Annotated in this window: 19 protein-coding genes and 2 pseudogenes; 11 read left to right on the top strand and 10 right to left on the bottom strand. The window is 73.5% G+C overall.

The window, feature by feature from the left end:
* Nucleotides 1-32: 32 nt before the first annotated feature.
* Complete coding sequence (locus ACIP5K_RS24075) at nt 33-842, bottom strand: SAM-dependent methyltransferase (RefSeq protein ID WP_401412512.1); 810 nt, start codon at nt 840-842, stop codon at nt 33-35.
* A gap of 896 nt (nt 843-1738) precedes the next feature.
* Here ACIP5K_RS24075 and ACIP5K_RS24070 point away from each other — a divergent pair.
* A pseudogene (locus ACIP5K_RS24070) lies at nt 1739-1915 on the top strand (IS110 family transposase); the annotation flags it as partial.
* A 228-nt stretch (nt 1916-2143) separates the two neighbouring features.
* Here the strand turns inward: ACIP5K_RS24070 and ACIP5K_RS24065 are convergent.
* A complete protein-coding gene (locus tag ACIP5K_RS24065) occupies nt 2144-2536 on the bottom strand; it encodes a hypothetical protein (protein WP_401412510.1) in 393 nt (130 codons plus the stop codon).
* A 29-nt stretch (nt 2537-2565) separates the two neighbouring features.
* On the bottom strand, nt 2566-2775 hold the full coding sequence (locus ACIP5K_RS24060) for a hypothetical protein (RefSeq protein WP_401412508.1): 210 nt from the start codon (nt 2773-2775) through the stop codon (nt 2566-2568).
* A 355-nt stretch (nt 2776-3130) separates the two neighbouring features.
* Here ACIP5K_RS24060 and ACIP5K_RS24055 point away from each other — a divergent pair, with 355 nt between their 5' ends.
* Both ACIP5K_RS24055 and ACIP5K_RS24050 read left to right on the top strand, forming a co-directional pair.
* Complete coding sequence (locus ACIP5K_RS24055) at nt 3131-3721, top strand: hypothetical protein (RefSeq protein WP_401412507.1); 591 nt, start codon at nt 3131-3133, stop codon at nt 3719-3721.
* A gap of 51 nt (nt 3722-3772) precedes the next feature.
* On the top strand, nt 3773-4210 hold the full coding sequence (locus ACIP5K_RS24050; RefSeq protein WP_401412505.1) for a DUF4259 domain-containing protein: 438 nt from the start codon (nt 3773-3775) through the stop codon (nt 4208-4210).
* A 228-nt stretch (nt 4211-4438) separates the two neighbouring features.
* Here the strand turns inward: ACIP5K_RS24050 and ACIP5K_RS24045 are convergent, their stop codons facing one another.
* From ACIP5K_RS24045 to ACIP5K_RS24035, 3 genes are read right to left on the bottom strand one after another with little or no spacing between them, the layout of a single operon-like run.
* Nucleotides 4439-4858: a hypothetical protein gene (locus tag ACIP5K_RS24045; protein ID WP_401412503.1), complete on the bottom strand. Its 420-nt coding sequence runs from the start codon at nt 4856-4858 to the stop codon at nt 4439-4441.
* Nucleotides 4859-4902: 44 nt separating this feature from the next.
* Nucleotides 4903-5697: an ABC transporter permease gene (locus ACIP5K_RS24040; protein WP_401412502.1), complete on the bottom strand. Its 795-nt coding sequence runs from the start codon at nt 5695-5697 to the stop codon at nt 4903-4905.
* Between the two features lie 2 nt (nt 5698-5699).
* The gene (locus ACIP5K_RS24035; protein WP_401412500.1) at nt 5700-6623 is read right to left on the bottom strand and encodes an ATP-binding cassette domain-containing protein; all 924 of its coding nucleotides are present in this window, start codon (nt 6621-6623) and stop codon (nt 5700-5702) included.
* 108 nt (nt 6624-6731) lie between these two features.
* On the opposite strand from ACIP5K_RS24035, the gene ACIP5K_RS24030 reads away from it, so the two are divergent.
* The 3 genes from ACIP5K_RS24030 (at nt 6732) to ACIP5K_RS24020 (ending at nt 9966) form a co-directional block, all read left to right on the top strand.
* Complete coding sequence (locus ACIP5K_RS24030; protein ID WP_401412498.1) at nt 6732-8012, top strand: sensor histidine kinase; 1281 nt, start codon at nt 6732-6734, stop codon at nt 8010-8012.
* 14 nt (nt 8013-8026) lie between these two features.
* Nucleotides 8027-8677, top strand: a complete 651-nt coding sequence (locus ACIP5K_RS24025) for a response regulator (protein ID WP_401412497.1) — start codon at nt 8027-8029, stop codon at nt 8675-8677.
* A gap of 131 nt (nt 8678-8808) precedes the next feature.
* A complete protein-coding gene (locus ACIP5K_RS24020) occupies nt 8809-9966 on the top strand; it encodes an ROK family transcriptional regulator (protein ID WP_401412495.1) in 1158 nt (385 codons plus the stop codon).
* A 427-nt stretch (nt 9967-10393) separates the two neighbouring features.
* Here ACIP5K_RS24020 and ACIP5K_RS24015 read toward each other — a convergent pair whose 3' ends face one another.
* Nucleotides 10394-11155: a GntR family transcriptional regulator gene (locus tag ACIP5K_RS24015; protein WP_401412494.1), complete on the bottom strand. Its 762-nt coding sequence runs from the start codon at nt 11153-11155 to the stop codon at nt 10394-10396.
* A gap of 246 nt (nt 11156-11401) precedes the next feature.
* The gene (sigJ, locus tag ACIP5K_RS24010; protein ID WP_401412492.1) at nt 11402-12304 is read right to left on the bottom strand and encodes an RNA polymerase sigma factor SigJ; all 903 of its coding nucleotides are present in this window, start codon (nt 12302-12304) and stop codon (nt 11402-11404) included.
* Nucleotides 12305-12479: 175 nt separating this feature from the next.
* On the opposite strand from sigJ, the gene ACIP5K_RS24005 reads away from it, so the two are divergent.
* The gene (locus ACIP5K_RS24005) at nt 12480-13310 is read left to right on the top strand and encodes an alpha/beta fold hydrolase (RefSeq protein WP_401412491.1); all 831 of its coding nucleotides are present in this window, start codon (nt 12480-12482) and stop codon (nt 13308-13310) included.
* A gap of 75 nt (nt 13311-13385) precedes the next feature.
* Here ACIP5K_RS24005 and ACIP5K_RS24000 read toward each other — a convergent pair.
* A pseudogene (locus ACIP5K_RS24000) lies at nt 13386-14213 on the bottom strand (EamA family transporter); the annotation flags it as partial.
* Nucleotides 14214-14374: 161 nt separating this feature from the next.
* On the opposite strand from ACIP5K_RS24000, the gene ACIP5K_RS23995 reads away from it, so the two are divergent.
* The 3 genes from ACIP5K_RS23995 (at nt 14375) to ACIP5K_RS23985 (ending at nt 19153) form a co-directional block, all read left to right on the top strand.
* On the top strand, nt 14375-15856 hold the full coding sequence (locus ACIP5K_RS23995; RefSeq protein ID WP_401412489.1) for a PLP-dependent aminotransferase family protein: 1482 nt from the start codon (nt 14375-14377) through the stop codon (nt 15854-15856).
* Between the two features lie 163 nt (nt 15857-16019).
* Nucleotides 16020-17615 (top strand): alkaline phosphatase D family protein, encoded by a 1596-nt coding sequence (locus ACIP5K_RS23990; protein ID WP_401412487.1) that lies wholly within the window; start codon nt 16020-16022, stop codon nt 17613-17615.
* 143 nt (nt 17616-17758) lie between these two features.
* Nucleotides 17759-19153: a GNAT family N-acetyltransferase gene (locus ACIP5K_RS23985; RefSeq protein WP_401412486.1), complete on the top strand. Its 1395-nt coding sequence runs from the start codon at nt 17759-17761 to the stop codon at nt 19151-19153.
* A gap of 78 nt (nt 19154-19231) precedes the next feature.
* Here ACIP5K_RS23985 and ACIP5K_RS23980 read toward each other — a convergent pair whose 3' ends face one another.
* Nucleotides 19232-20512, bottom strand: a complete 1281-nt coding sequence (locus ACIP5K_RS23980) for a trans-sulfuration enzyme family protein (RefSeq protein ID WP_401412485.1) — start codon at nt 20510-20512, stop codon at nt 19232-19234.
* Nucleotides 20513-20572: 60 nt separating this feature from the next.
* Between ACIP5K_RS23980 and ACIP5K_RS23975 the strand changes: the two genes are divergently transcribed.
* Nucleotides 20573-21070 carry an Lrp/AsnC family transcriptional regulator gene (locus ACIP5K_RS23975; RefSeq protein ID WP_401412483.1) on the top strand — a complete coding sequence of 166 codons (498 nt, stop codon included), beginning with the start codon at nt 20573-20575 and terminating at the stop codon, nt 21068-21070.
* Nucleotides 21071-21087 lie beyond the last annotated feature (17 nt).

Below are 21087 nucleotides of genomic sequence, written 5' to 3'. Positions count from 1 at the left end.
TTCGGCAGGCCCCCGGAGCCCCTGGCCCGGGGTCAGGGCTTGCGGGCGACGACGCCGAACTGGGCGACCAGCGGGCCCTCTTCGGTGCCGTCGGCGCGCCAGCGCGCGCAGGAGACGAGGCCGGGCTCGACGAGCTCCAGGCCGTCGAGGAACGCCGCCACCTCGGCGCCGGTGCGGGCGGTGATGGGCGGCGTCGCGTTCTCGTTCCAGAACTTCATCGCCGCCTCGTTCCCCTCCCCGCCCAGCTCCAGGGTGGGGTGGGTGAGGACGAGGTAGCTGCCCGAGGGGACGGCGGCGACGAGGTCGCGCACGATGGCCGTGGCCTTCTCGGTGTCGAGGACGAAGTTCAGGATGCCGAGCAGCATGATCGCCACGGGCCTGTCGAGGTCGAGGGTGCGCGACGCGGCCTCGACGATCGCCCTCGGGTCGTGCGCGTCGGCGTCGACGTAGCTGGTGGCGCCCTGCTCGGAGCTGGTGAGCAGGGCACGGGCGTGGGTCAGCACGATCGGGTCGTTGTCGACGTAGACCACGCGGGCGTCGGGGGCGATGCGCTGGGCCACCTCGTGCGTGTTCTCCACGGTCGGCAGGCCCGTGCCGACGTCCAGGTACTGCCGGATGCCCGCCTCGCCGGCCAGGAACGTGACGGCGCGGCCGAGGAAGGCGCGGTCGGCGCGGGCGACCTCGCCGATGCTCGGATACATGGCGGTGACCATGTCGCCGACCTGCTCGTCGACCTCGTAGTGGTCCTTGCCGCCGAGCCAGTAGTTCCACACGCGGGCGTTGTGCGCGATGTGGGCGGAGATCCGCTGCTCGATGCCCTGCTGCGCGCTGTCGTCGCTCATGTGGTCTCCGTTCCCGCGGTCCTGCCGGGGTGCCGCGTGCGGTGGTGATGAGGGGTGCCGCTGCTGATCAAGATGCCATGGTGGCACGGGAGTTCCCGCCGCGCGCCCCGGGTCCGCCCGGTACCGGCCTACGTGCCTCGCGGAGGGCTTGCCTTGCCGATGCCGATGCGTGGCCGGGCCTCTGTCGAGTGCTTGCCGGGGGTTCGTCGAGTGCCTTCCGGCCCTAGCCGTTTCTCCAGGTAGCGGTCGCCTGGAGCGTCAGAGCCTGGGTTCGCGGGCGGTTCCGGCAAGCTTGCAGCCGCGGCCGCTCGCCTTGAACGAGACCGACTGTGGCCTGGCGCGGTAGCTCAAGCCCTTCGGCAGTGGTCACGGATAGCCCATCGTCCGCGGCTCGCCCTTTCCGGTGGTTGCGGATGCCCGCTCTGCAATCCCTTCTATACGACCGATGAACGCGCGAACCTCGAGCTCGCTCTCCATGCCCGGCCTCCGCGGGTTGCGCGCGAATTGCGAGACATGACTGCCTCACTGGACGACGGCTGGTGGGCACGCCGCTGCTGGGGGTGGCACCTGGGCTCATTGGGTCGTCGGGCGTTCGTTGCTTCTGGCGATCCGGAAATCGCGATACTCATCGCAGACGATTCCCTGGAGGACCCAGTCAGGGTTCACGCCGGGCTCGCTGCAGGCCCTAAGCAGTGCGTCCTGCGGAGTCGACATAGTGGCGATCTCCTTTCCTCAGGTCTCGTCATCGGCGTCCAGGGACGGAAACACAGATACGTCGAAGAAGGTTCGCTGCCAACGTCTTCGACTTCACTCAGGTAGATCGTGACGCCTTTGCGGCCTGGGCTGATGGCAATCCAGCGAAGGTCCCGGTGATCGTCGCGGTCGACTTCGCCGCCGCCGCAGACAAACTCGCCCAGGTGGTGGAGGAAGCCTTCCCGCAGCATCCTGACGCGGAGAGCATCCTCGGCTTTCCCGGCCTTGGCACCCAGCTCGGTGCCCGTGTGCTGGCCGAGATCGGAGACGATCGCACCCCGATCGCTGACGCCCGTGGCCTGAAAGCCTACGCCGGCGCCTCCTCTAGGCTTTCGCCTCCCTGACGGCCTCCATGGGAGCCGAAGCCCACTACCGACGCCGAAGCGAAGAGCACTCCGACTGGCACGCCACCGCCCAGCGCAATCTCTAAACCGGCTGCTCGGCCAGCTCCACCACTGCCTCAAGAACCGCCGACTGTTCGACGAACTCGCTGCTTCCCACCTTCAAGCGAAGTACTTGGTGCGGCCGCCGCATAGATGGAGGACCAATCAAACCGGTGGTTCTACCCAAGGAGCCAGACGTTCCCCGGCCGCGAGATTCTCGCGCCAGTACCGGAAGACGGTTCCCTGGACGATGTCGAGCCGCCCAGCCGCGACCAGCCCGGAAGCGAGACTCGGCCCGCCCGCATCGGCCTCGAAAGCAACTAGTACGGGAGGTGCCTCGCCGACCTGCCGGGCAATGAGCCGGACCTCGTCAGGCGTCGGCGCACGAAACGCGGGATCCTGGAAGGCTGCCGGGCACGTGACAAAGACCGGATCGCTGAACACCAACTCCAGGCCGTGGGCATACGAGATGTCGTGCCCGGCGCCCAAACGCAACCGCCCGGGGGCCCAGGTGACGATGTCCCAGTCCCACCAAGACCCTTCGGGAAGCTCAATCACAGCTTGTTGCCCGCCCTGGACCGCACCCGTCAATCGGGAATCACCAAACCAGACTCACGCAGCCGCGGAAGGCAGACCTCCAGGCACGCCTCCAGAGAGGCGGCGTCCGTGCGAACCAGGAGACCATCCTGAAGCGGAGCTCCGCTCGCGACGAAGGTCCAAGGCTTCGTCGCATCGCGCATGCGCTCGGCGTCGATCTTGAACAGCACCGACACACCCTGCTCTGCCAACGACTCCATGACCCGCACTACGTCCATCGCATCCCCACCCCCTGCCCGCAATCGAACAGTCAGAAGGCTACATCGGCCTCTCACGACCCCGGCTTGACCGCGTGGCACCATGAGGTGTCTACCGCCTCGCCTCCACACGGGCGCGAGCCGAAGAGCCAGCCAAGGCCGTCTACGGTTCCCTGAAACCCCGCATGGGCGGCGGGGCGCCGACCACCCGGTTCTCACTGGCCGAGGGCGGCGTTCTGCCCCAAGCCGTCCATGATCTGCTCGTGCACCCTCAGCTCACGCCCCCCTGCCTGGGCTCGCCACAACGATGGTCTTCGCCTCCGCGAGCGACGTGGGGCCCGCCCCCAGCAGTTCACGCGTGATCACCACAGCATCAAGCACCTCGACCTGGCGCTCACTCAGCAGCCATCCCGCGGTCCCCTGCCAACAGTGGCCGGCGCGCGTCGAAGAGCCCTTCAAGGCGGGGTCGGTCCTCGATTACTACAAGCCTTACCTGGATGACCGACTGTGGGAAGAGAACATGCCGCTCGGCTACAAGGGCAGCTACCAGCGCGTCCGCGCTTACCTGCACAAGAAGCGCACCTCACCGCGACCGATGGCCCCACGTCCACCCTCGCCCCGCACCGTCGCCGGATGGCTTCTCCGGCGACCGGAAACTCTCCCCGAGGCCGAACAACTGCTGCTCAAAGTCGTCCGCACCCAATGCCCCGAGATCGACGCACCCACCCGGCACGACCGCGCCTTCGCAGTCATGCTCACCGAGCGCCAAGGCGAGCAACTCCCGGACTGGCTGGCCGCCGTCCAGCGGGACGACCTGCCCAGCCTCCACACCCCGCCGCAGGCATCGACCGCGACCGCGACGCCGTCATCGCCGGCCTCACCTGCCCTGGAGCTCGGCGCAGTCGAAGGCCATGCCAACCGCATCAAAATGATCAAGCGGCAGATATAGCACTGTCAGTGACCAGTGCGACGATCCCCAGGCAACCGCGCGAGGAGAGACATGGGCACCTGGGACATCGGCCCCTTCGACAACGACACCGCCGCCGACTTCGCCGATGAACTGGACGAGGCAGCACTGGAAGAACGCGAAGCCATGATCCGCGGCGTGCTCAAGCGCGCCGCCGGGCCGACGGACTTCCTGGAAATCTACGACGGCGAGCGAGCCGTGGGCGCGGCAGCCCTGGTCGTTGCCCAGCATCCTGACGGCGATCCAGCGTGCCCGAACTATGGCCCATCAGAGCCGCTACCGGAATTGCCTAAAGACCTTCAGATGCTCGCCGTCGACGCCCTAGACCAAGTGGTCTCCCACCGGTCTGAACTCGCCGAACAGTGGGCACAAGCCGCGAACTGGCCGCAGTGGCGCCAGGACATCACCCGCCTCCGCAACGTCCTTGACCCTCCAATCCCGCCACAGGAGGAAGCCCTGTTCGAGATCTAATCGGTGACCTACAGTCACGGACCATAGAAGTTGAGCCAGAGCCGATCAGCGAGCCAGCGGAGCACCACCTACCTCCCAGGCTGCTCAACAAACGCTGCCGCTCGCAGGGGACGAAGCCACCCTTGCGCCTGTCCGGGGTAGTACTCGTCGCCGTAACCACTGGGCATGCTCCGTCAGAGTGCTGCGCATGGCCCGGGAGCAATGCCGCCACGATCCGCCGGACAGAGCCTAGGGCGGCGCCACATCGGTGACGACGGCCAGCAGTTGGTAGGACGGGTCGTCGCCCTGGTGGGCCACGGCGAGGGCGACCCAGCGCTCGCCGACGCACCACGAGTGCAGCTCCTGGGCGCAGGCACTGAGCCAGCCCCAGGGCTCGGACACCACGGCGCCCTGCTCCAGCGCGCGGGTGTGCACGCTCCACAGGCTGAACCGGTACGGCGCTCCCCAGCCCTGCGCGAGCAGCGCCGACAGGTCGTCGCGGTCGGCGTCCGCGCGGTCCTCCGCCTCCTCGCGCGCGCCGTGCCGCCGGGTCAGCTCCGCCACCGCGTAGCCGGGCCCGCCCCAGCCCGCGGTGGATCTGCCGTGGTCGTCCGGGAAGGGGGACGCCCACAGCAGGTCGATGGCCGCGCACTGCTCGGCGAGGTTCACCGTTCCAGTAAAGCGCCCGCCACCGACAACGGGCCGCCCGCGCCTCAGGCGTCCCTGCGACGCACGCTCCACCAGCCGGCGAGGACGGCCGCGGCGGCCCACAGCGCGGTCACGGCGAGTCCCGTCCAGGGGCCGAGGGGCCCCTCGGCGTGCAGGCGCAGGACCTGCTGTCCGGCCCGGTCGGGCAGATAGTCGGCGGCCGGGCCCGCCACGTCGCCGATCACGAACGACACGAGGAGCAGGAACGGTACGAGGACGCTGAGCACCACCACCGCGCTGCGCAGCACGGCCGTCAGGCCCGCCGCGAACAGCGCCATGAGCGCGAGGTACGCGCCGCCGCCGAGGCAGGCGCGCAGCGCGCCCGGGTCGCCGAGGGTCAGCGCGTCGTCGCCCAGGAAGGCCTGTCCCGCGACGAACGCCGTGAGGGTGGTGAGGGTGCCGACGGCCCACGCGCAGCCTGCGACGACCGTGGTCTTCGCCGCGTAGAACAGGCCGCGGCGCGGGACTGCGGTGAGGGAGACGCGCAGGGCTCCGTCCCGGAACTCGCAGGAGACGGCGGTGGCGCCGAAGGCGAGGGCGGCGATCTGGCCGAAGTCCAGGGCGTAGAAGGCGCCGTGGAGGACGTCGTCACCGCTGCCGGTCACGGCACTGCCGACGGTGGCGCGGACCAGGACGGTGATGCCGACGGTGGCCGCGAACACGGCGATCAGCGAGCCGAGGCTGCCGCGCAGCGATCTGACCTTGATCCATTCGGAGTGCAGCACGGCGAGAGGGCTGACGGCGCCGGGAGCGCCGGACCAGGGCGTGGCGGCAGTGGACGGGCGTGCGGTACCGGGCATGGTCACGCCTCCTGGAGGGAGGTCGCGGCGAACTCGGTGTCGCGGGCGGTGAGGGTGAGGTAGGCCTGCTCCAAGGAGACCTGTTCGTCGACGAGTTCGAGGACGGGCAGGCCGTCGGCGGCGGCGCGGGCGCCGATCTCCGCGGCGCGGGCGCCGTCGACCGTGCAGCGGCCGTCGGCGGCGAGCGTGACGGTGTGGCCCGCTCGCGTGAGCAGGGCGCGCAGCCGTTCCGGGTCGGTGGTGCGCACGTGGGCGCGGCGCGTGCTGTGCGCGGCGATGAAGTCGGGCATCGGCAGGTCGGCGAGCAGTCGGCCGCGGCCCAGGACGACGAGGTGGTCGGCGAAGGTCGCGGTCTCGTTCATGAGGTGGCTGGAGACCAGGACCGTGCGTCCTTCGCGCGCGAGGTCGCGCAGCAACTCGCGGATCCAGACGATCCCTTCGGGGTCGAGCCCGTTGGCCGGCTCGTCGAGGAGCACCACGTCGGGATCGCCGAGCAGGGCCGCCGCGATGCCGAGCCGCTGCCGCATGCCGAGGGAGAACGTCTTCACGCGGCGCCTCGCCACCGCCGCGATGCCGGCCTGTTCGAGGACGTCGTCGACGCGGCGCGCGGGAAGGCCGTTGCCGACGGCGAGCGCCAGCAGGTGGTCCCGGGCGGTCCGGGCGCCGTGGGCGGCCTGCGGGTCGAGCAGCGCGCCCACCCGGCGCAGCGGGGCGGCGTGGGCGGCGTAGGGGCGACCGCCGACGAGGACCGTCCCCGCGGTGGGGCGGGCGAGGCCGAGGGCGAGGCGCATCGTGGTGGACTTCCCGGCGCCGTTCGGGCCGAGGAAGCCGGTGACGCGGCCCGGTTCGACGCGGAAGGACAGCCGGTCCACCGCCCGCTTCGCGCCGTACTCCTTGGTGAGGTTCTGGACGTCGATGCTGGTCATGGCGTCAGCCTCGGGCACGGGCCGGGGCGCGGTCCTCCCCCGCCGGCGGGTGGCGTCTCCCCCGCGCGGGGGAACCGGGCGGGGCGGGGGCGCTGGCACGATGCCCCCATGCCCCGCTTCCTGGGACCGCTGGTCCGCACGGTCACCTACACCCGCTGGCTCCATCTGCTGTGCGCGGCGGTGTTCGCGTTCGTGTGCGCCGCGGTCTTCCCCGGCCTGTCGTCGCCGACGCCACGCGACTGGCTCCTCGTCTACGTGGTTCCCGTGCCGTTCCTCGTGCTGTTCGCCCTGGTCCCGGTGGCCCGGCGCGCGGAGGGCCTCCAGGCGCGGCTGATGCTGTTCCCCGGCGGGCACGCGCGCGAGGCGGACGGCGGCGCGGAGAGCGGGGTCTCGGTGGCGCCGTCCGCGTCCTGGCGCGACCGGGCGCGGACCGCCGTCTGGCTGGTGCTGCGGCTGTTCCTCGGCCTGTCCGTGGCGCTGGTGACCGGACAGCTGATGGCGCTGGTGCTGGAGTTGCTCTCGGCCGCCGCGGGACGGCCGGACGGAAGCCTGTCGGTGCTGCCCGCTCCGGACCTGGGCGCGGCGAGCGCCCTGCTCGTCCCGGTGCCGGTGCTCGTCCTGCTGTTCGGGGTGGCGGGTGTCGGGTGGCTGCTCACGCGGGCGGCTCCCCCGCTGCTCGGCCCGTCGGCCGCGGAACGGCTCGCCGCGCTGGAGGAGCGCACCGAGCAGTTGTTGCAGCGCCACCGCATCGCGCGGGAACTGCACGACTCCATCGGGCACGCGCTGACGGTGGCGGTGGTGCAGGCGGGGGCGGCGCGGGCGGCGGGTGATCCGGCGTTCACGGAGCGGGCGCTGGACGCCATCGAGGAGACGGGGCGGGCGGCGCTGGAGGATCTGGAGCGGGTCCTGCGGGTGCTGCGCGAGGCGGAGCGGCCGGCGGGCGGTCGTCCGACGCTCCAGGAGGCGGACCGGCTGCTCGACTCGGCGCGGGCCTCGGGGGCCGCGGTGGAGATGGTGGTGGAGGGGCCGGTGGAGACGGTGCCGGGGGCGGTGTCCCGGGAGGGCTACCGCATCCTTCAGGAGGCGCTCACGAACGTGCTGCGGCACTGCGGGGCCGTCCCGGTCAGCGTGGCCCTCCAGGTCGCGGACCGGCGCCTCGTCCTGGACGTCCGCAATCCGCTGCCCGCGAGCCGTGCGGCGTCCGGAGGGCGCGCGCCCGTGGCCGGTGAGCGCGGGGACGGCGTACGCGATCGTGGCGGGTCCGCGGGCGGCGGTACGGGGAGCGGGCTGCGCGGGGTCCGGGAGCGGGCGGCGCTGCTCGGCGGCCGGGCCCGCACCGGCCCCCTCGGGGACGAGTGGCAGGTGCACGTCGAACTGCCCGTGGCGTGATCTACGCTGGCGCCGTGCCGCTCACCGTCCTCCTCGTCGATGACGAGCCCCTGGTCCGCGCGGGCCTGCGCGCCGTGCTCGAAGCGCAGGCCGACATCACGGTGCTCGGGGAGGCGGCGGACGGCGCGGCCGTGGTGCCGCTGGTGCGCGAACTGCGGCCGGACGTCGTCGCCATGGACGTCCGGATGCCCCTGCTCGACGGGATCGAGGCCACTCGCGCGGTGCTGCGCGCGGTGCCGGACCCGCCGAAGATCCTCGTGATCACGACCTTCGAGAACGACGAATACGTGTACGGGGCGCTGCGCGCGGGCGCCGACGGGTTCCTGCTGAAGCGGGCCCGGCCCGCCGAGATCGTGCACGCCGTGCGGGCCGTCGCGGGCGGCGACTCCCTCCTCTTCCCGGCGGCCCTGCGCGGACTGGCCGCCGAGTACGGCAATCCGGCGGCGCGGGCCGCCATGGCGCGCGCGGCCCTCACCGATCGGGAGTCGGCGGTGCTGCGGCTGATGGCGCGCGGGCTGTCGAACGCGGAGATCGCCACGGATCTCGTCGTCGGCACCGAGACGGTCAAGTCGCACGTGAGCGCGGTGCTGGCCAAGCTGGGGGCCCGCGATCGGACCCAGGCGGTGATCGCCGCCTACGAATCCGGTTTCGTCGCGCCGGGCTGACGCCCGGTCCGTCCGTTTCGCCGGCCGCCCGGCTGAGCGCCGGTCGCCACAGAAGTGCACCCGGCTCTCGCCGCTGTCCGTCCCGGCGAGTAGCATCCGGCGAACACGCGCACTAGCTGGGAGGACTGACGTTGGGGCTGCTGACCGGCGGGGATCCTTCTCTGCTCAGGCGGATCAACTCCGCGGTGGTGCTGCACGCGCTGCGGGCCACGGATTTCGCGACGCTCACCGAGATCACCCGGGTGACGGGGCTGTCCCGGCCGACCGTCGAGGGTGTCGTCGAGGGGCTCATCGAGGCCGGACTCGTCGTGGAGACGGCGGTCGAGGAACCGGGCGCGCGGCGCCAGGGGCGGCCCGCGCGGAAGTTCCGCTTCCGGGCCGAAGCGGGGCATCTGCTCGGTCTGGAGATCGGGCCGCACCGGGTCGCCGCGGTGCTGTCCGCGCTCGACGGCCGGATCATCGGGACGGCCGCCAAGGACGTCGACGAGGCCGCGCCCGCGGAGGAGCGCATCGAGCGGCTGCGCGGGGCCGTCGCCGATCTGCTGCGGCGGGCCGGGGTGGCCCGGGGATCGCTGCGGGCGGTCGGCGTGGGCAGTCCGGGGATCGTGGAGGCCGACGGCACCGTCCGGCTCGGGACGGCGTTGCCCGGGTGGACGGGGCTGCCGCTGGGCGAGCGGTTGCGGCGCTCCTTCAAGTGCCCGGTCATCGTGGAGAACGACGCCAACACGGCGGCCGTCGCCGAGCACTGGAAGGGCGCCGGCGTCGACTCGGACGACATGGTGTTCGTCATGGCGGGGCTCAGCCCCGGAGCCGGGGCGCTGATCGGCGGGCGCCTGCACCGGGGGTACGGGGGCGCGGCCGGGGAGATCGGGGCGCTGCACCTGCTGGGGCGCGGGGTGCGGCCCGAGACGCTGCTGTCGACCACGGACGAGCCGCTGCATCCGCTGGACGAGCAGGCCGTGGCGAAGGTGTTCACGCTGGCGCGGCAGGGCGACGAGCAGGCCGGGGCCGCCATGGAGCGGTTCATTCAGCGGCTGGTGCACGATGTCGCCGCGCTGGTGCTCGCGCTCGATCCGGAGCTGGTGGTGGTCGGGGGGTGGGCCGCCGGGCTCGACGGGGTGCTGGATCCGTTGCGGCGGGAACTGGAGCGGTACTGCCTGCGGCCGCCCCGGGTGGCGTTGTCGTTGCTCGGGGAGGCGGCCGTGGCGACCGGGGCCCTGCGTCTGGCATTGGACCATGTCGAGGAGCAGCTGTTCGCCACCGAGGGGACCGTGACGGCCCGGCGGTGACGTGTCCCCGCGCCGCGCCCGTCGCGGCCGGGCCGCCTCTTCCGCCGCGCCGGTCGGGGCGGGGCTGGTCGTGACGGGGCCGTGAGGGGGCCTTCTCGTCGGGGGTCGCGTGCGCTGCTTGCGGGTGCGCGTGGGGTGTGGCTGAGCGCGCAGTTCCCCGCGCCCCTGGCGGGGCCCATGCGGGCGTCCGTTGCGTGGTGCGGGGTGTCGCGGCGGCTGTATTTCACGTGCGCGTACGTGGTGGCTGAGCGCGCAGTTCCCCCGCGCCCCTGGCGGGGCCCATGCGGGCGTCCGTTGCGTGGTGCGGGGTGTCGCGGCGGCTTTGCTTCACGTGTTTGCTTCACGTGCGCGTACGTGGTGGCGGGGCGCGTGCGGGCGGTGGGCGTCCCACCCCTCCCCGGGGGCGGGGAACGGTGGGACGGGTGGGTCAGGAGGCCTGCGTGTGGGGGGCGTGGTGGATCTCCACGTCCGGGGTGTCGCCGAAGGTGAGACGGCAGGTGTCCGCGCGGTACGTGGCCATGGAGACGGCCGCCGTGGTGCCCTCGGTGAAGTAGCGGGTGGTCACCACCAGGACGGGGGCGCCGGGGAGGCGCTCCAGTTCCTTGGCGTCGTCGGCGCGGGCCGAGCCCAGCTCGACCGCGCGGTCCTGGCCGTCGAGGCCGAGGCGCTGCAACTCCCGCAGGACGGCACGCGCGCGTGCCGCGCCGGAGGGGGCGTCTATGGCCGTCAGGTCGGGGACCGACGCCGCGGGCACGTAGAGCAGCTCGGCGGCGACGGGCTGGCCGTGCGAGACGCGCGTGCGGCGCAGGATGTGCACGCGCTCGTCCGGGCCGGTCTCCAGCATGTCGGCGACGGCGGCCGGGGCCGCGTCGAGGACGCAGTCGACGGCCTGCCAGGCGTCACCGCTCGCGCCCGGCCAGTCGTGGCCGGTGGCGGAGACGTCCACTCCGACGCGCGGCGGCGCGACGGTCGTGCCGACACCGCGGCGGCGCTGGAGCCTGCCTTCCAGTTCGAGCTGTTCGAGTGCCTGGCGGAGCGTCGCCCGGGCCACGCCGAAGCGGGCCGCCAGATCGCGCTCGTTCGGCAGGATCTCCCCCACGGCGAACTCCGAGTCGAGCGCCTCGCTGAGCACGGTCTTGAGGTGCCAGTACTTCGGCTCCGGCGCCGCTTCCAACTGCGTGGTCCCCACCCTGATCCTCCGCAACAGCCGTGTTCCGGCGGCTTTTTAGCGCCCTTGTTTATTAAAGGTTCCTGCACTATCTCTGCGAGCGTAGGCCCGCCCGGGGACTTGGTCAAGACCAATCATCGATCGGCTGCGCCCTGTACAGGGGTCGTGCCGCAGAGCATTCATGCGAGGCCGCAAGGTGTTCACACGGCGTTCGCGAGGCGTGGATGAACGTTGCATGAGAAAGCACGCGCAAGCACACCGCTGCACTTACCCCGGATTCCGCAGAGCTCGCAGTTTGTCGGGGTTCCGCACGATGTAGACGTGCTGGATCCTGCCGGCGGAGACGCCCAACTGGAAGAACGCGTCGATTGTGCCGTCGAGGAGGACGAGCAGCGCGGGCGCGCCGTTGACCTCGGCGAAGCGGAACGCGAACCCGGGAGCGGCGCCCTGCGCCCCGATCCCCCGCAGGAACCGCCCCACCTTGTCGGCGGACTCGATGACGCGCAGCGGCGCCTTGGACTTGCCGCCGCTGTCGCCCACCAGCCGCACGTCGGGGGCGAGCAGGGCGAGCAGGCCGTCGAGGTCGCCCTCGGCCGCGGCGGCGAGGAACCGCTCGGTGAGGTCGCGCTGCTGGACCGGATCGACGTCGAACCTGGGGCGCCGCTCCTCGACGTGCTTGCGCGCGCGGGTGGCGAGCTGGCGCACCGCCCCCTCGCCGCGCTCCAGCACGGAGGCGATCTCCGCGAAGGGCAGCCCGAACGCCTCGCGCAGCACGAACACGGCGCGCTCCAGCGGGGACAGCGACTCCAGGACGACGAGCACGGCGAACGAGACGGAGTCGGCGAGCACGGCCCGCTCGGCGGTGTCGGGTGCGGTCGGCCCGAAGTCGGTGACGAGCGGTTCGGGCAGCCAGGGGCCCACGTAGGACTCGCGGCGTGCCTGTGCCTCGCGCAGCCGGTCGATGGCGAGACGGGTGACGACGCGCACCAAGTAGGCGCGCGGTTCGCGGACGGCGTCCCGGTCGGCGCGCGACCAGCGCAGCCAGGCGTCCTGCACGACGTCCTCGGCGTCGGCGACGCGGCCCAGCATGCGGTAGGCCACGCCCATGAGCACGGGGCGGTGCTCCTCGAAGACGTGGAGCGAGTCGTCGGTCGGCGTGTCTGCGGCCACGCCCCCATCCCATCCGAGACGCCCGCTCCTGTCCAAGCGGAACGGGGACGTCCGCGCGCGCGGGAGGACCGCTGTCGCCCCGCCCCCTTGAACTGGGCGCTACTGGGCGGTAATTGTTGCTGACAGGGAGTCTAAAGAGCCGTCGCGGTGCAGGCGGGGACAGGGAGCGTACGACATGACGGAGCAGGCGTCCTTCACCATCGAGAGCCCCGGCGGACCGCGCGAGGTGACCCTGACGTACGAGCGAGCGGGCGCCGGGGAGCCGCTGCTCCTGCTGCACGGCATAGGCCACCACTGGCAGGCGTGGCAGCCGGTGCTGCCGATCCTGGCCACCGAGCGCGACGTCATCGCGGTGGACCTGCCGGGCTTCGGTTCGTCCCCCGCGCTGCCGGAGGGGCTGTCCTACGGCCTGTCGAGCGTGGCGCCCGTCCTGGACGCCTTCTGCCGTCACCTGGGCATCGAGCGGCCGCACGTGGCCGGGAACTCGCTGGGCGGCCTGCTGGCCCTGGAACTGGCCCGCGAGAAGCTCGTACGGTCCGTCACGGCGCTGTCCCCCGCCGGGTTCTGGACGCAGGCCGAGCGCCGGTACGCGTTCGGCACGCTGCTGGCGATGCGGCGGGGCGCGCGGGCGCTGCCGCTGCCGGTGATCGAGCGGCTGTCCCGCTCGGCGGCCGGTCGGACGGCGCTGACCAGCTCCATCTACGCGCACCCCGGGCGCCGTTCACCCGAGGCCGTGGTCGCCGAGACGCTGGCGCTGCGCAACGCGACCGGCTTCGGACAGACCCTCGCCGCCGGGCGCGACGTGCAGTTCCGCGACGACATCCCCGAGATCCCCGTGACGGTGGCCTGGGGCACCCGGGACCGGTTGCTCCTGCGGCGCCAGGGCGTGCGCGCCAAGCGGGTCCTGCCGGGCGCCCGGCTGGTCAGGCTGCCGGGATGCGGCCATGTCCCCATGCACGACGACCCCGCGCTCGTCGCGCGCGTGGTGCTCGACACCAGCCGCTGACGGCGCGCCCGCCGCGGCGGGGCCCACCGGCCGGCGCCGGGCCGCCGCCCACGCCCCCGAGCCGAGGGCGACGCCGGCGCCCACCAGGACGCTGCCCGCGGCCTGCGCGGCGCCGTACGCGCCCGAGCCGACCAGCGGCGCCGTGCAGGCGGCGGCGACCGGGATGAGGCCGGAGAACAGCGTGGCGCGTTCGGCGCCGATCCGCTGCATGCCCATGTACCAGCACACGAAGCCGATCACGGTGACGATCACGGCCTGCCACACCAGGGCGGCGGTCTCCGCGGCGTCGGGCACCCGCAGCCAGGACGCGCCGTCCACGACCACGCCGACCGCCGCCGACTCCACGGCGGCGACGCCGCACACCGTGCACGACAGCAGACGCGGGCCGAGCGGCGCGAGCACGGGTGCGGCGAGCACCGCGAACCCCACCTCACCGGCGAGGGCGCCGACGGAGAAGGCGATCCCGAGGGCGTCCGTGCGCCCCCAGCCCTGCACCGTGAACGCTCCGGCGGCGACGAGCAGCGCGCCGTACAGCACGGCCCGCCGGGGCCGCCGCCCGGACAGGAGCGGCACCAGGACGGCGACGACGACGGGGGCGCAGCCCACGAGGACGCCCGGGACGGCGGGTTCCGCCGAGCGCTCGGCGGCGAGCACCGCGAGGTTGAACCCGACCATGCCGACGGCGGCGAGCAGGGCGAGCCGTGCCCACCGGCGGCCGGTGAGGGTGCGCAGCGGGGCGAGGGCGAGTCCGGGCAGGAGCAGCAGGCAGGCGGCGCCGTAGCGCAGGAACTGGCCGCCCGCGTACGGGTAGGACCCGAGGACGCTGTTGGCGGTGAAGGAGCCGCCGACCAGGACGCAGGCGAGGGCGGCGAGCAGGGAGCCTCGAAGTGACGGTGTGGTCATGAGGTCGACGCTAGAAGCCGCAGTGGTCCCGCAGGAGGACCAATCGGCGGGGCTCTTCGTGGACCAATTCCGGACCGCCGCGGGGGCGTCCCCGCCGTGTGTCAGGGGGTGGTCGGCGAACGGTCAGCGACCGGTAAGCGGACCGCATTAGTGTCCCCGGCATGACGAACGAGACCCCTGCGCCCTCCCCCTCCTGGGAGTTGCTGCTGCCCGCCGCCGCCGCGCCGGCCCGGGCACGCGGCCGCTCCTTGCGGTCCGCCCTGCGCGACGCGGTGCGGTCGGGCCGGCTCGCGCCGGGGACGCGCCTGCCGTCGAGCCGTGATCTGGCCCGGGATCTCGGGGTGTCGCGGGGCCTGATCACGGAGGCCTACGAGCAGTTGACCGCCGAGGGATATCTGCGCAGCGGCCGGGGCGCCGGGACCTGGGTCGGTGACGCGGTGCGGGCCGCGCCGCCTGGGGCCCGGGACCGGGCGCCGCGGCCGGCCGCGGGGATCCGGGCCGACTTCGTCGCGGGCAGCCCCGACCTGTCGCTGTTCCCGCGCGCCGCCTGGGCCGGGGCGCAGCGCGATGTCCTGGGCGGGCTGCCGCACCAGGGGCTCGGCTATCCGGACCCGCGCGGACTGCCCCGGCTGCGGACGGCCCTCGCGGAGCTGCTGACCCGGCGCCGGGGCGTGGTGACCGACCCCGAGCGGGTCATCGTGTGCGCCGGGGTCACGCAGGCGGTGACGCTGCTCGGCTCCGTGCTCCGGGCGCGCGGGCAGCGGCGCATCGGGGTGGAGCAGCCGGGCAGCCCGCAGTTCGAGGACCTCTTCGCGGCGGCCGGGGCCACGGCGGTGCGGGTCGGCATGGACGCGGAGGGGCTCGCCGTGGACGCGCTGCGCGCCTCGGGGGTCCGCACGGTGGTGACGACCCCCTCGCACCACTTCCCGTCGGGTCTGGCGTACTCGGCGGCGCGCAGGACGGAGCTCCTGGCCTGGGCGCGCGCGTCGGACGGCCTGCTCGTGGAGGACGACTACGACGGCGACTTCCGCTACGACCGGGCCCCGGTCGGCGCGCTCCAGGGCCTCGACCCCACACGCGTCGCCTACACGGGCTCGGTGAGCAAGTCGCTGGCGCCCGGGCTGCGCCTGGGCTGGATGGTCGTGCCCGACGCCCTGGTCCAGGAGGTCGTCGAGCGCAAGCGCTATCTGGACCTGGGCCACCCCGCGCTCGACCAGGCGACGCTCGCCCGGTTCATCGAGCGGGGCGACTACGACCGGCAGTTGCGCCGCTGCCAGCGGGCCTACAAGGAGCGCAGGGACACCCTCGTGACGGCCCTGCGGGACGAGCTGCCGAGGGCCGAGGTGACGGGCATCGCGGCCGGGCTGCACGCCATCGCCGCCCTCCCGGTCGACTCCGGCCGCGAGGATGACCTCCTGGACCGGTGCGCGGCCGCGGGCGTCTCCGTGCGCACGCTGCGCCACTACGGGGGCGGCAGCGGCGGGCCCGGCGGGGGCGTCTGCCTGGTGCTGGGGTACGCCCACCTCTCCCCCGCCCGCATCACCGAAGGGGTGCGCCTCCTGGCCCGCGCGGTGCGGGAGTTGGATGCCCCGCGGCGGCCCGGCGCCGCCCGGAGCGCGCCCGGGAGAGGGCCGTCACCGTAGGCACCGAGGAGTCCGCGCGCCTGGTTCCCCGCCGGTGGACACGGTTGTTCACTTGGGGTTCGTGTGCGCGCCGTGGAGAGCCAGTAGGTGTGGCCCCGCGGCGCCGCGCGCCGGTCATGACACCGCACCGCCGTCACACCCGTCACTGGAATCGGAGGCGTCCATGTCACACCGTCCGTCAGTCCCGCGGCCCGATCCGCTCCCCGGCCGCCGGGGGGTGCTCCGTGGCGCGCTCGCCGCGTCGGCGGGGCTCGCCCTGCCGGCGGTCGGCGGCGGCGTCGCCCCCGCGTTCGCCCTGTCGGGCCGTCCCGCGGCGGGCTGGGGCGTCCAGGCCGGGGACGTGGGCGCGCACTCGGGCCTGGTCTGGGTGCGGGCGGACCGGCCCGCGCGGATGGTCGTGGAGACGTCGGCCACCGCGTCGTTCAAGCGGACGACGCGCTGGCGCGGTCCGCTGGTCGGGCCGGACACCGATTTCACGGGGACGACGCGGCTGCACGGTCTGCCGTCGGGCGAGCAGATCCACTACCGGGTGCTGCTCGCCGACCCGGACGACCCGCGGCGCACGGGCGAGCCGGTGACGGGCACGTTCCGCACCGCTCCGGCCCGGCGCCGGGACGGCGTGCGGTTCCTCTGGTCGGGCGACATCGCGGGCCAGGGCTGGGGCATCAACCCCGACCGCGGCGGCCTTCGCGTCTACGAGGACATGCGCGCCCTGGACCCGGACTTCTTCCTGTGCAGCGGCGACAACATCTACGCCGACGGCCCGATCCTGCCCAGCGTGACGCTGCCCGACGGGCGGGTGTGGCGCAATGTGACCACCGAGGAGAAGTCGAAGGTCGCGCAGACGCTCGGCGATTTCCGGGGCGCGTTCCGGTACAACCTGCTGGACGAGCACGTGCGCCGGTTCAACGCCCAGGTCCCCTCCATCGTCCAGTGGGACGACCACGAGGTCCACAACAACTGGTATCCGGGGCAGCTCCTGAACGACGACCGCTACACGGAGAAGCGCGCGGACGTGCTGGCGGCGCGCTCGCTGCGGGCGTTCAGTGAGTACGCCCCGGTCTCCACGCTGTCGCCGGGCGACGCGGACGGGCGGGTGTACCGGGTGCTGCGGCAGGGCCCGTTGCTCGACGTGTTCGTGCTCGACATGCGCACGTACCGCGACGCGAACTCGCCGGGCCGGCAGCCCGACGACACGACCGGCATCCTGGGTGCCGAGCAGCTGGCCTGGCTGAAGCGGGAGTTGTCCCGGTCGCGGGCCACCTGGAAGGTGATCGCCTCCGACATGCCGCTGGGACTCGTGGTGACCGACGGCGCCACGGACTTCGAAGCGGTGGCGCAGGGCGATCCGGGCGCGCCGCTCGGCCGCGAGTTGCAGATCGCCGAGCTGCTGCGGCACATCAAGCACCGCCGGATCACCGGCACGCTGTGGCTGACGGCGGACGTCCACTACACGTCGGCGCAGCACTACGAGCCGTCGAGCGCCGCGTTCCAGGACTTCGAGCCGTTCTGGGAGTTCGTGTCGGGGCCGCTGGCGGCGGGTGGCTTCCAGGCGACGAAGCTGGACGGGACGTTCGGGCCGCAGCAGGTGTTCCTCAAGGCGCCGTCGCGGGCGAACACCTCGCCCATGGAGACGCCGCCGTACTTCGGCGAGGTCGAGATCGACGGCGGGAGCGGAGAGCTGACCGTGCGGCTGCGGCAGGAGGGCGGCGACGTCCTGTTCGCCCGGACGCTCCAGCCGGGACGGGTCGGGCAGTAGCCCGGCCAGGGGGAACAGGTGAAGGAACAGATGAAGGAACAAGTGAAGGAACAAATCAGGCATAAGCGTTCTTTACCCATCGGACACACATCGTTCGTGATCGCGCAACACCACTCCTTCACAGTGGATGCATGAGTCCAGACATGTCTGATGTGACACGAGTGAAGCACGGCCGTCCCGTCCACCACTGGCGGCGGGACCTGGTCGAACTGGCCGCCCTGTTCACGGCGGTGGCCGTGGCCGACGCGGTGGCGAACATGATCGGGCACGGCCCCGACGGTCCCGCGCTGCTCATGGTCTCGGCGGTGGCGCTGCTCGCCACCGCCGGGTTCCACGTGTGGTGGTCACGCCGCCACGAGCACGCCCCACCCACGGCGGATACCGGCGCCCCGCCGTCCGCCGCCCCTCAGGACGGGGCGACGGCGGCCGGGCGGCAGGACGCGGCCGGGCTCGACCCGGCGGGCAGCACGCTGTGGCGGATGCGGACCACGGTGCGCGACGAGCCGGGGTCGCTCGCCGCGCTGTGCACGGTGCTGGCCCGGCAGCGGGTGGACATCCTCAGCCTCCAGACGCATCCGCTGGCCGACGGCACCGTCGACGAGTTCCTGCTGCGCGCCCCGCTGGAGACGGCCGCCGCCGAGCTGACCCGGGCCGTGTCCCGGGCCGGCGGCGCCGACACCTGGATCGAGCGCGCCGACACCCACGACCTGGTCGACGCCCCCACCCGGATCCTGGGCCTGGCCACCCGCACGGCCCAGGACGCGGCCGAACTGCCGCTGGCGCTGCGCCAGTTGCTCGGCCGCTGCACCATCAGGTCGCTGCCCGCCAAGGCCGCGGACAGCACCCCGGCGGAGGGCGGTTTCGACACCACGGAGCTGCGGCTGCGCACTCCGGACGGCGGTCTGATCACGGTGGAGCGGCCGTACCTGCCGTTCACCCCGACCGAGTTCGCGCGGGCCCGCGCCCTCGTCGAGCTGGACACCCGGCTCGGCCCGCGCGTCCCGCGCGGCCGGGACGTGCTGACCCTGCCCGAGGGCAACGAGATCACGGTGCGCCGCGCCGACCCCTCCGACGTGCCGGCCGCCAAGGAGATGCACGAGCGCTGCTCGGCACGGACCCTGAGCATGCGCTACCACGGGCCCGTCGGCGACGCCGACCGCTATCTGGGCCATCTGCTCAGCCCCCGCTTCGGCCGCACGCTCGCCGCGCAGACCGCGTCGGGCCGGATCGTCGCCCTCGGCCACCTGCTGTGGGACGGCGACGAGACGGAGCTGGCGCTCCTCGTCGAGGACGGCTGGCAGCGCCGCGGCGTCGGCGCCGAGCTCCTCGGCCGGCTGGTCGCGATGGCCGTCGAGGCGGGCTGCGAGAGCGTGTACGCGGTGACGCAGGCGTCCAACACCGGCATGGTCGCGGCGATGCGCGGCCTCGGCCTGCCGCTCGACTACCAGATCGAGGAGGGCACCCTGGTGATCACCGCGCGCCTCGACGCGACGCCGGTCGCCTCCCGGCTGCCGTACGAGTCGGACGCCCAGGCGTAGGAAGCGCCGGACGGCCGCCGCACCCGGTCGGGGCCGGGGCCGGGTCGCTTCCCGATCCGGCGCCGGCCCCGACCGGCGTCACCTCGCGCGGCCCGCCGACGAGGACACCGGCCCGGGGCGCTCCCCGTCCCGCCGCGCCCCGCGACCCGAGCCGGCCGGGACCGCCCCCGCCTTGGCCCCGGCCCCGGCCGCGTCGGGCCTCGCGCCCAGCGCCCGGTCGAGGTCGGCCCACAGGTCGTCCACGTCCTCCAGGCCGACCGACAGACGCAGCAGCCGGTCGCCGACCCCGGCGGCCCTGCGGTCGCCGGCCGCCACCACGCGGTGGCTGATGGACGCCGGATGCTGGATGAGCGAATCGACGCTGCCGAGGCTGACGGCGGGGGTGACCAGTTCCACCCCCGCGATCACCGCGTGCGGGTCCCCGGCCACCTCGAACGCGACCATCGCGCCGCCGATCCGGGGATAGTGCACGCGGGTGACGCGCGGGTCGCGGGTCAGCCGCCGCGCCAGTTCCGCCGCCGTCGCCGACGCGGCCCGCACCCGTACGGGAAGCGTCGCCAGGCCGCGCAGCAGCAGATAGCCCGCGAGCGGGTGCAGCACCCCGCCCGTCGCGAACCGCATCGTGCGCAACTGCCCCGCGAACGCCTCGTCGCAGGCCACCACGCCGCCCAGGACGTCGCCGTGCCCGCCCAGATACTTGGTCGCGCTGTGCAGCACCAGCCGGGCGCCGCTCTCCACGGGCCGTTGCAGCACGGGCGTCGCGAACGTGTTGTCGACGAGCAGCGGCACGGTGCCGCAGCCGTGCGCGACGGCCCGCAGGTCGACCTCCGCGAGCGTGGGGTTGGCGGGCGACTCCACCAGCACCAGGCCGGTGTCGGGCCGGATGGCGTCGGCGATCCCGGCCGGATCGACCCAGGTCACCTCGGTGCCGAGGACGCCCGTGTCGAGGAGGTGGTCGCTGCACCCGTACAGCGGGCGGACCGCGACGACGTGTCCCAGGCCGGCGGAACGGCGGACCAGCAGGACGGCGGTCAGGGCGGCCATGCCGCTGGCGAAGGCGACCGCGGCCCCGGTGCCCTCCAGGCGGGCGAGAGCCGTCTCGAACCGGGCGACCGTCGGATTGCCGAGGCGGCCGTAGACCGGCGGGCCGCCGTCGAGGGCGCCGTCGGCGGCGAACGCGTCGATCCGGGCGGCCTCGGCCCTGCTGTCGGCGCAGGGGTAGGTCGTCGACAGGTCGATGGGCGGGGCGTGCAGGCCGAGTCCGGCGAGGTCGTCGCGGCCGGCGTGCACGGCTTCGGTGGCCAGGCTCCGGGTGCGGGAGCGCGGCGCGTCCTCGTGGTGGTCCTTGGTGGGGTCCATGCCCCACAGCCTGGACGGATGCCCGGCCGGACGGTCCAACTCCCGTGCTACGTTCGGCGGATGGCCGATTCCGTCGCACTCGATCCGGTGGACCTGGAGATCCTGCGCCTGTTGCAGAACGACGCCCGTACGACGTACCGGGATCTCGCCGCGCGCGTCGGGGTCGCGCCCTCGACGTGCCTGGACCGGGTGGCCAGGCTGCGGCGCGCCGGGGTGATCCTGGGGCACGCGCTGCGGGTCGATCCGGCGCGGCTCGGCCGCGGCCTGCAAGCGCTGCTGTCGGTCCAGGTGCGCCCGCACCGGCGGGAGCTGGTGGGCCCGTTCGTGGAGCGGGTCCGGGCCCTGCCCGAGACGCGCACGGTCTTCCACGTCACCGGGCCGGACGACTATCTGGTGCACGTCGCCGTCCGCGACATGGCCGACCTCCAGCGGCTGGTCCTCGACGAGTTCACGGCGCGGCACGAGGTGGCACGGGTGGAGACCCGGCTGGTCTTCCAGCAGTGGGAGTGCGGGCCGCTGCTGCCGCCGACCGGGTACCAGGGTGACGAGAACCCCTGACCCGTACGAGGATGTCC

It is taken from the genome of Streptomyces sp. NPDC088785, assembly GCF_044750685.1.
Lineage (GTDB): Bacteria > Actinomycetota > Actinomycetes > Streptomycetales > Streptomycetaceae > Streptomyces.
Note: the sequence above shows the minus strand (reverse complement) of the source record. Positions and strands in the feature narration are given on the sequence as shown.

Bases quoted from the DNA above. Each gene is read 5' to 3' on its own strand.
- ACIP5K_RS24075 (WP_401412512.1), bottom strand. From the start codon at position 842: ATGAGCGACGACAGCGCGCAGCAGGGCATCGAGCAGCGGATCTCCGCC.
- ACIP5K_RS24060 (WP_401412508.1), bottom strand. From the start codon at position 2,775: ATGGAGTCGTTGGCAGAGCAGGGTGTGTCGGTGCTGTTCAAGATCGAC.
- ACIP5K_RS24050 (WP_401412505.1), top strand. From the start codon at position 3,773: ATGGGCACCTGGGACATCGGCCCCTTCGACAACGACACCGCCGCCGAC.
- ACIP5K_RS24040 (WP_401412502.1), bottom strand. From the start codon at position 5,697: ATGCCCGGTACCGCACGCCCGTCCACTGCCGCCACGCCCTGGTCCGGC.
- ACIP5K_RS24035 (WP_401412500.1), bottom strand. From the start codon at position 6,623: ATGACCAGCATCGACGTCCAGAACCTCACCAAGGAGTACGGCGCGAAG.
- ACIP5K_RS24030 (WP_401412498.1), top strand. From the start codon at position 6,732: ATGCCCCGCTTCCTGGGACCGCTGGTCCGCACGGTCACCTACACCCGC.
- ACIP5K_RS24005 (WP_401412491.1), top strand. From the start codon at position 12,480: ATGACGGAGCAGGCGTCCTTCACCATCGAGAGCCCCGGCGGACCGCGC.
- ACIP5K_RS23995 (WP_401412489.1), top strand. From the start codon at position 14,375: ATGACGAACGAGACCCCTGCGCCCTCCCCCTCCTGGGAGTTGCTGCTG.
- ACIP5K_RS23990 (WP_401412487.1), top strand. From the start codon at position 16,020: ATGTCACACCGTCCGTCAGTCCCGCGGCCCGATCCGCTCCCCGGCCGC.
- ACIP5K_RS23985 (WP_401412486.1), top strand. From the start codon at position 17,759: ATGTCTGATGTGACACGAGTGAAGCACGGCCGTCCCGTCCACCACTGG.
- ACIP5K_RS23980 (WP_401412485.1), bottom strand. From the start codon at position 20,512: ATGGACCCCACCAAGGACCACCACGAGGACGCGCCGCGCTCCCGCACC.
- ACIP5K_RS23975 (WP_401412483.1), top strand. From the start codon at position 20,573: ATGGCCGATTCCGTCGCACTCGATCCGGTGGACCTGGAGATCCTGCGC.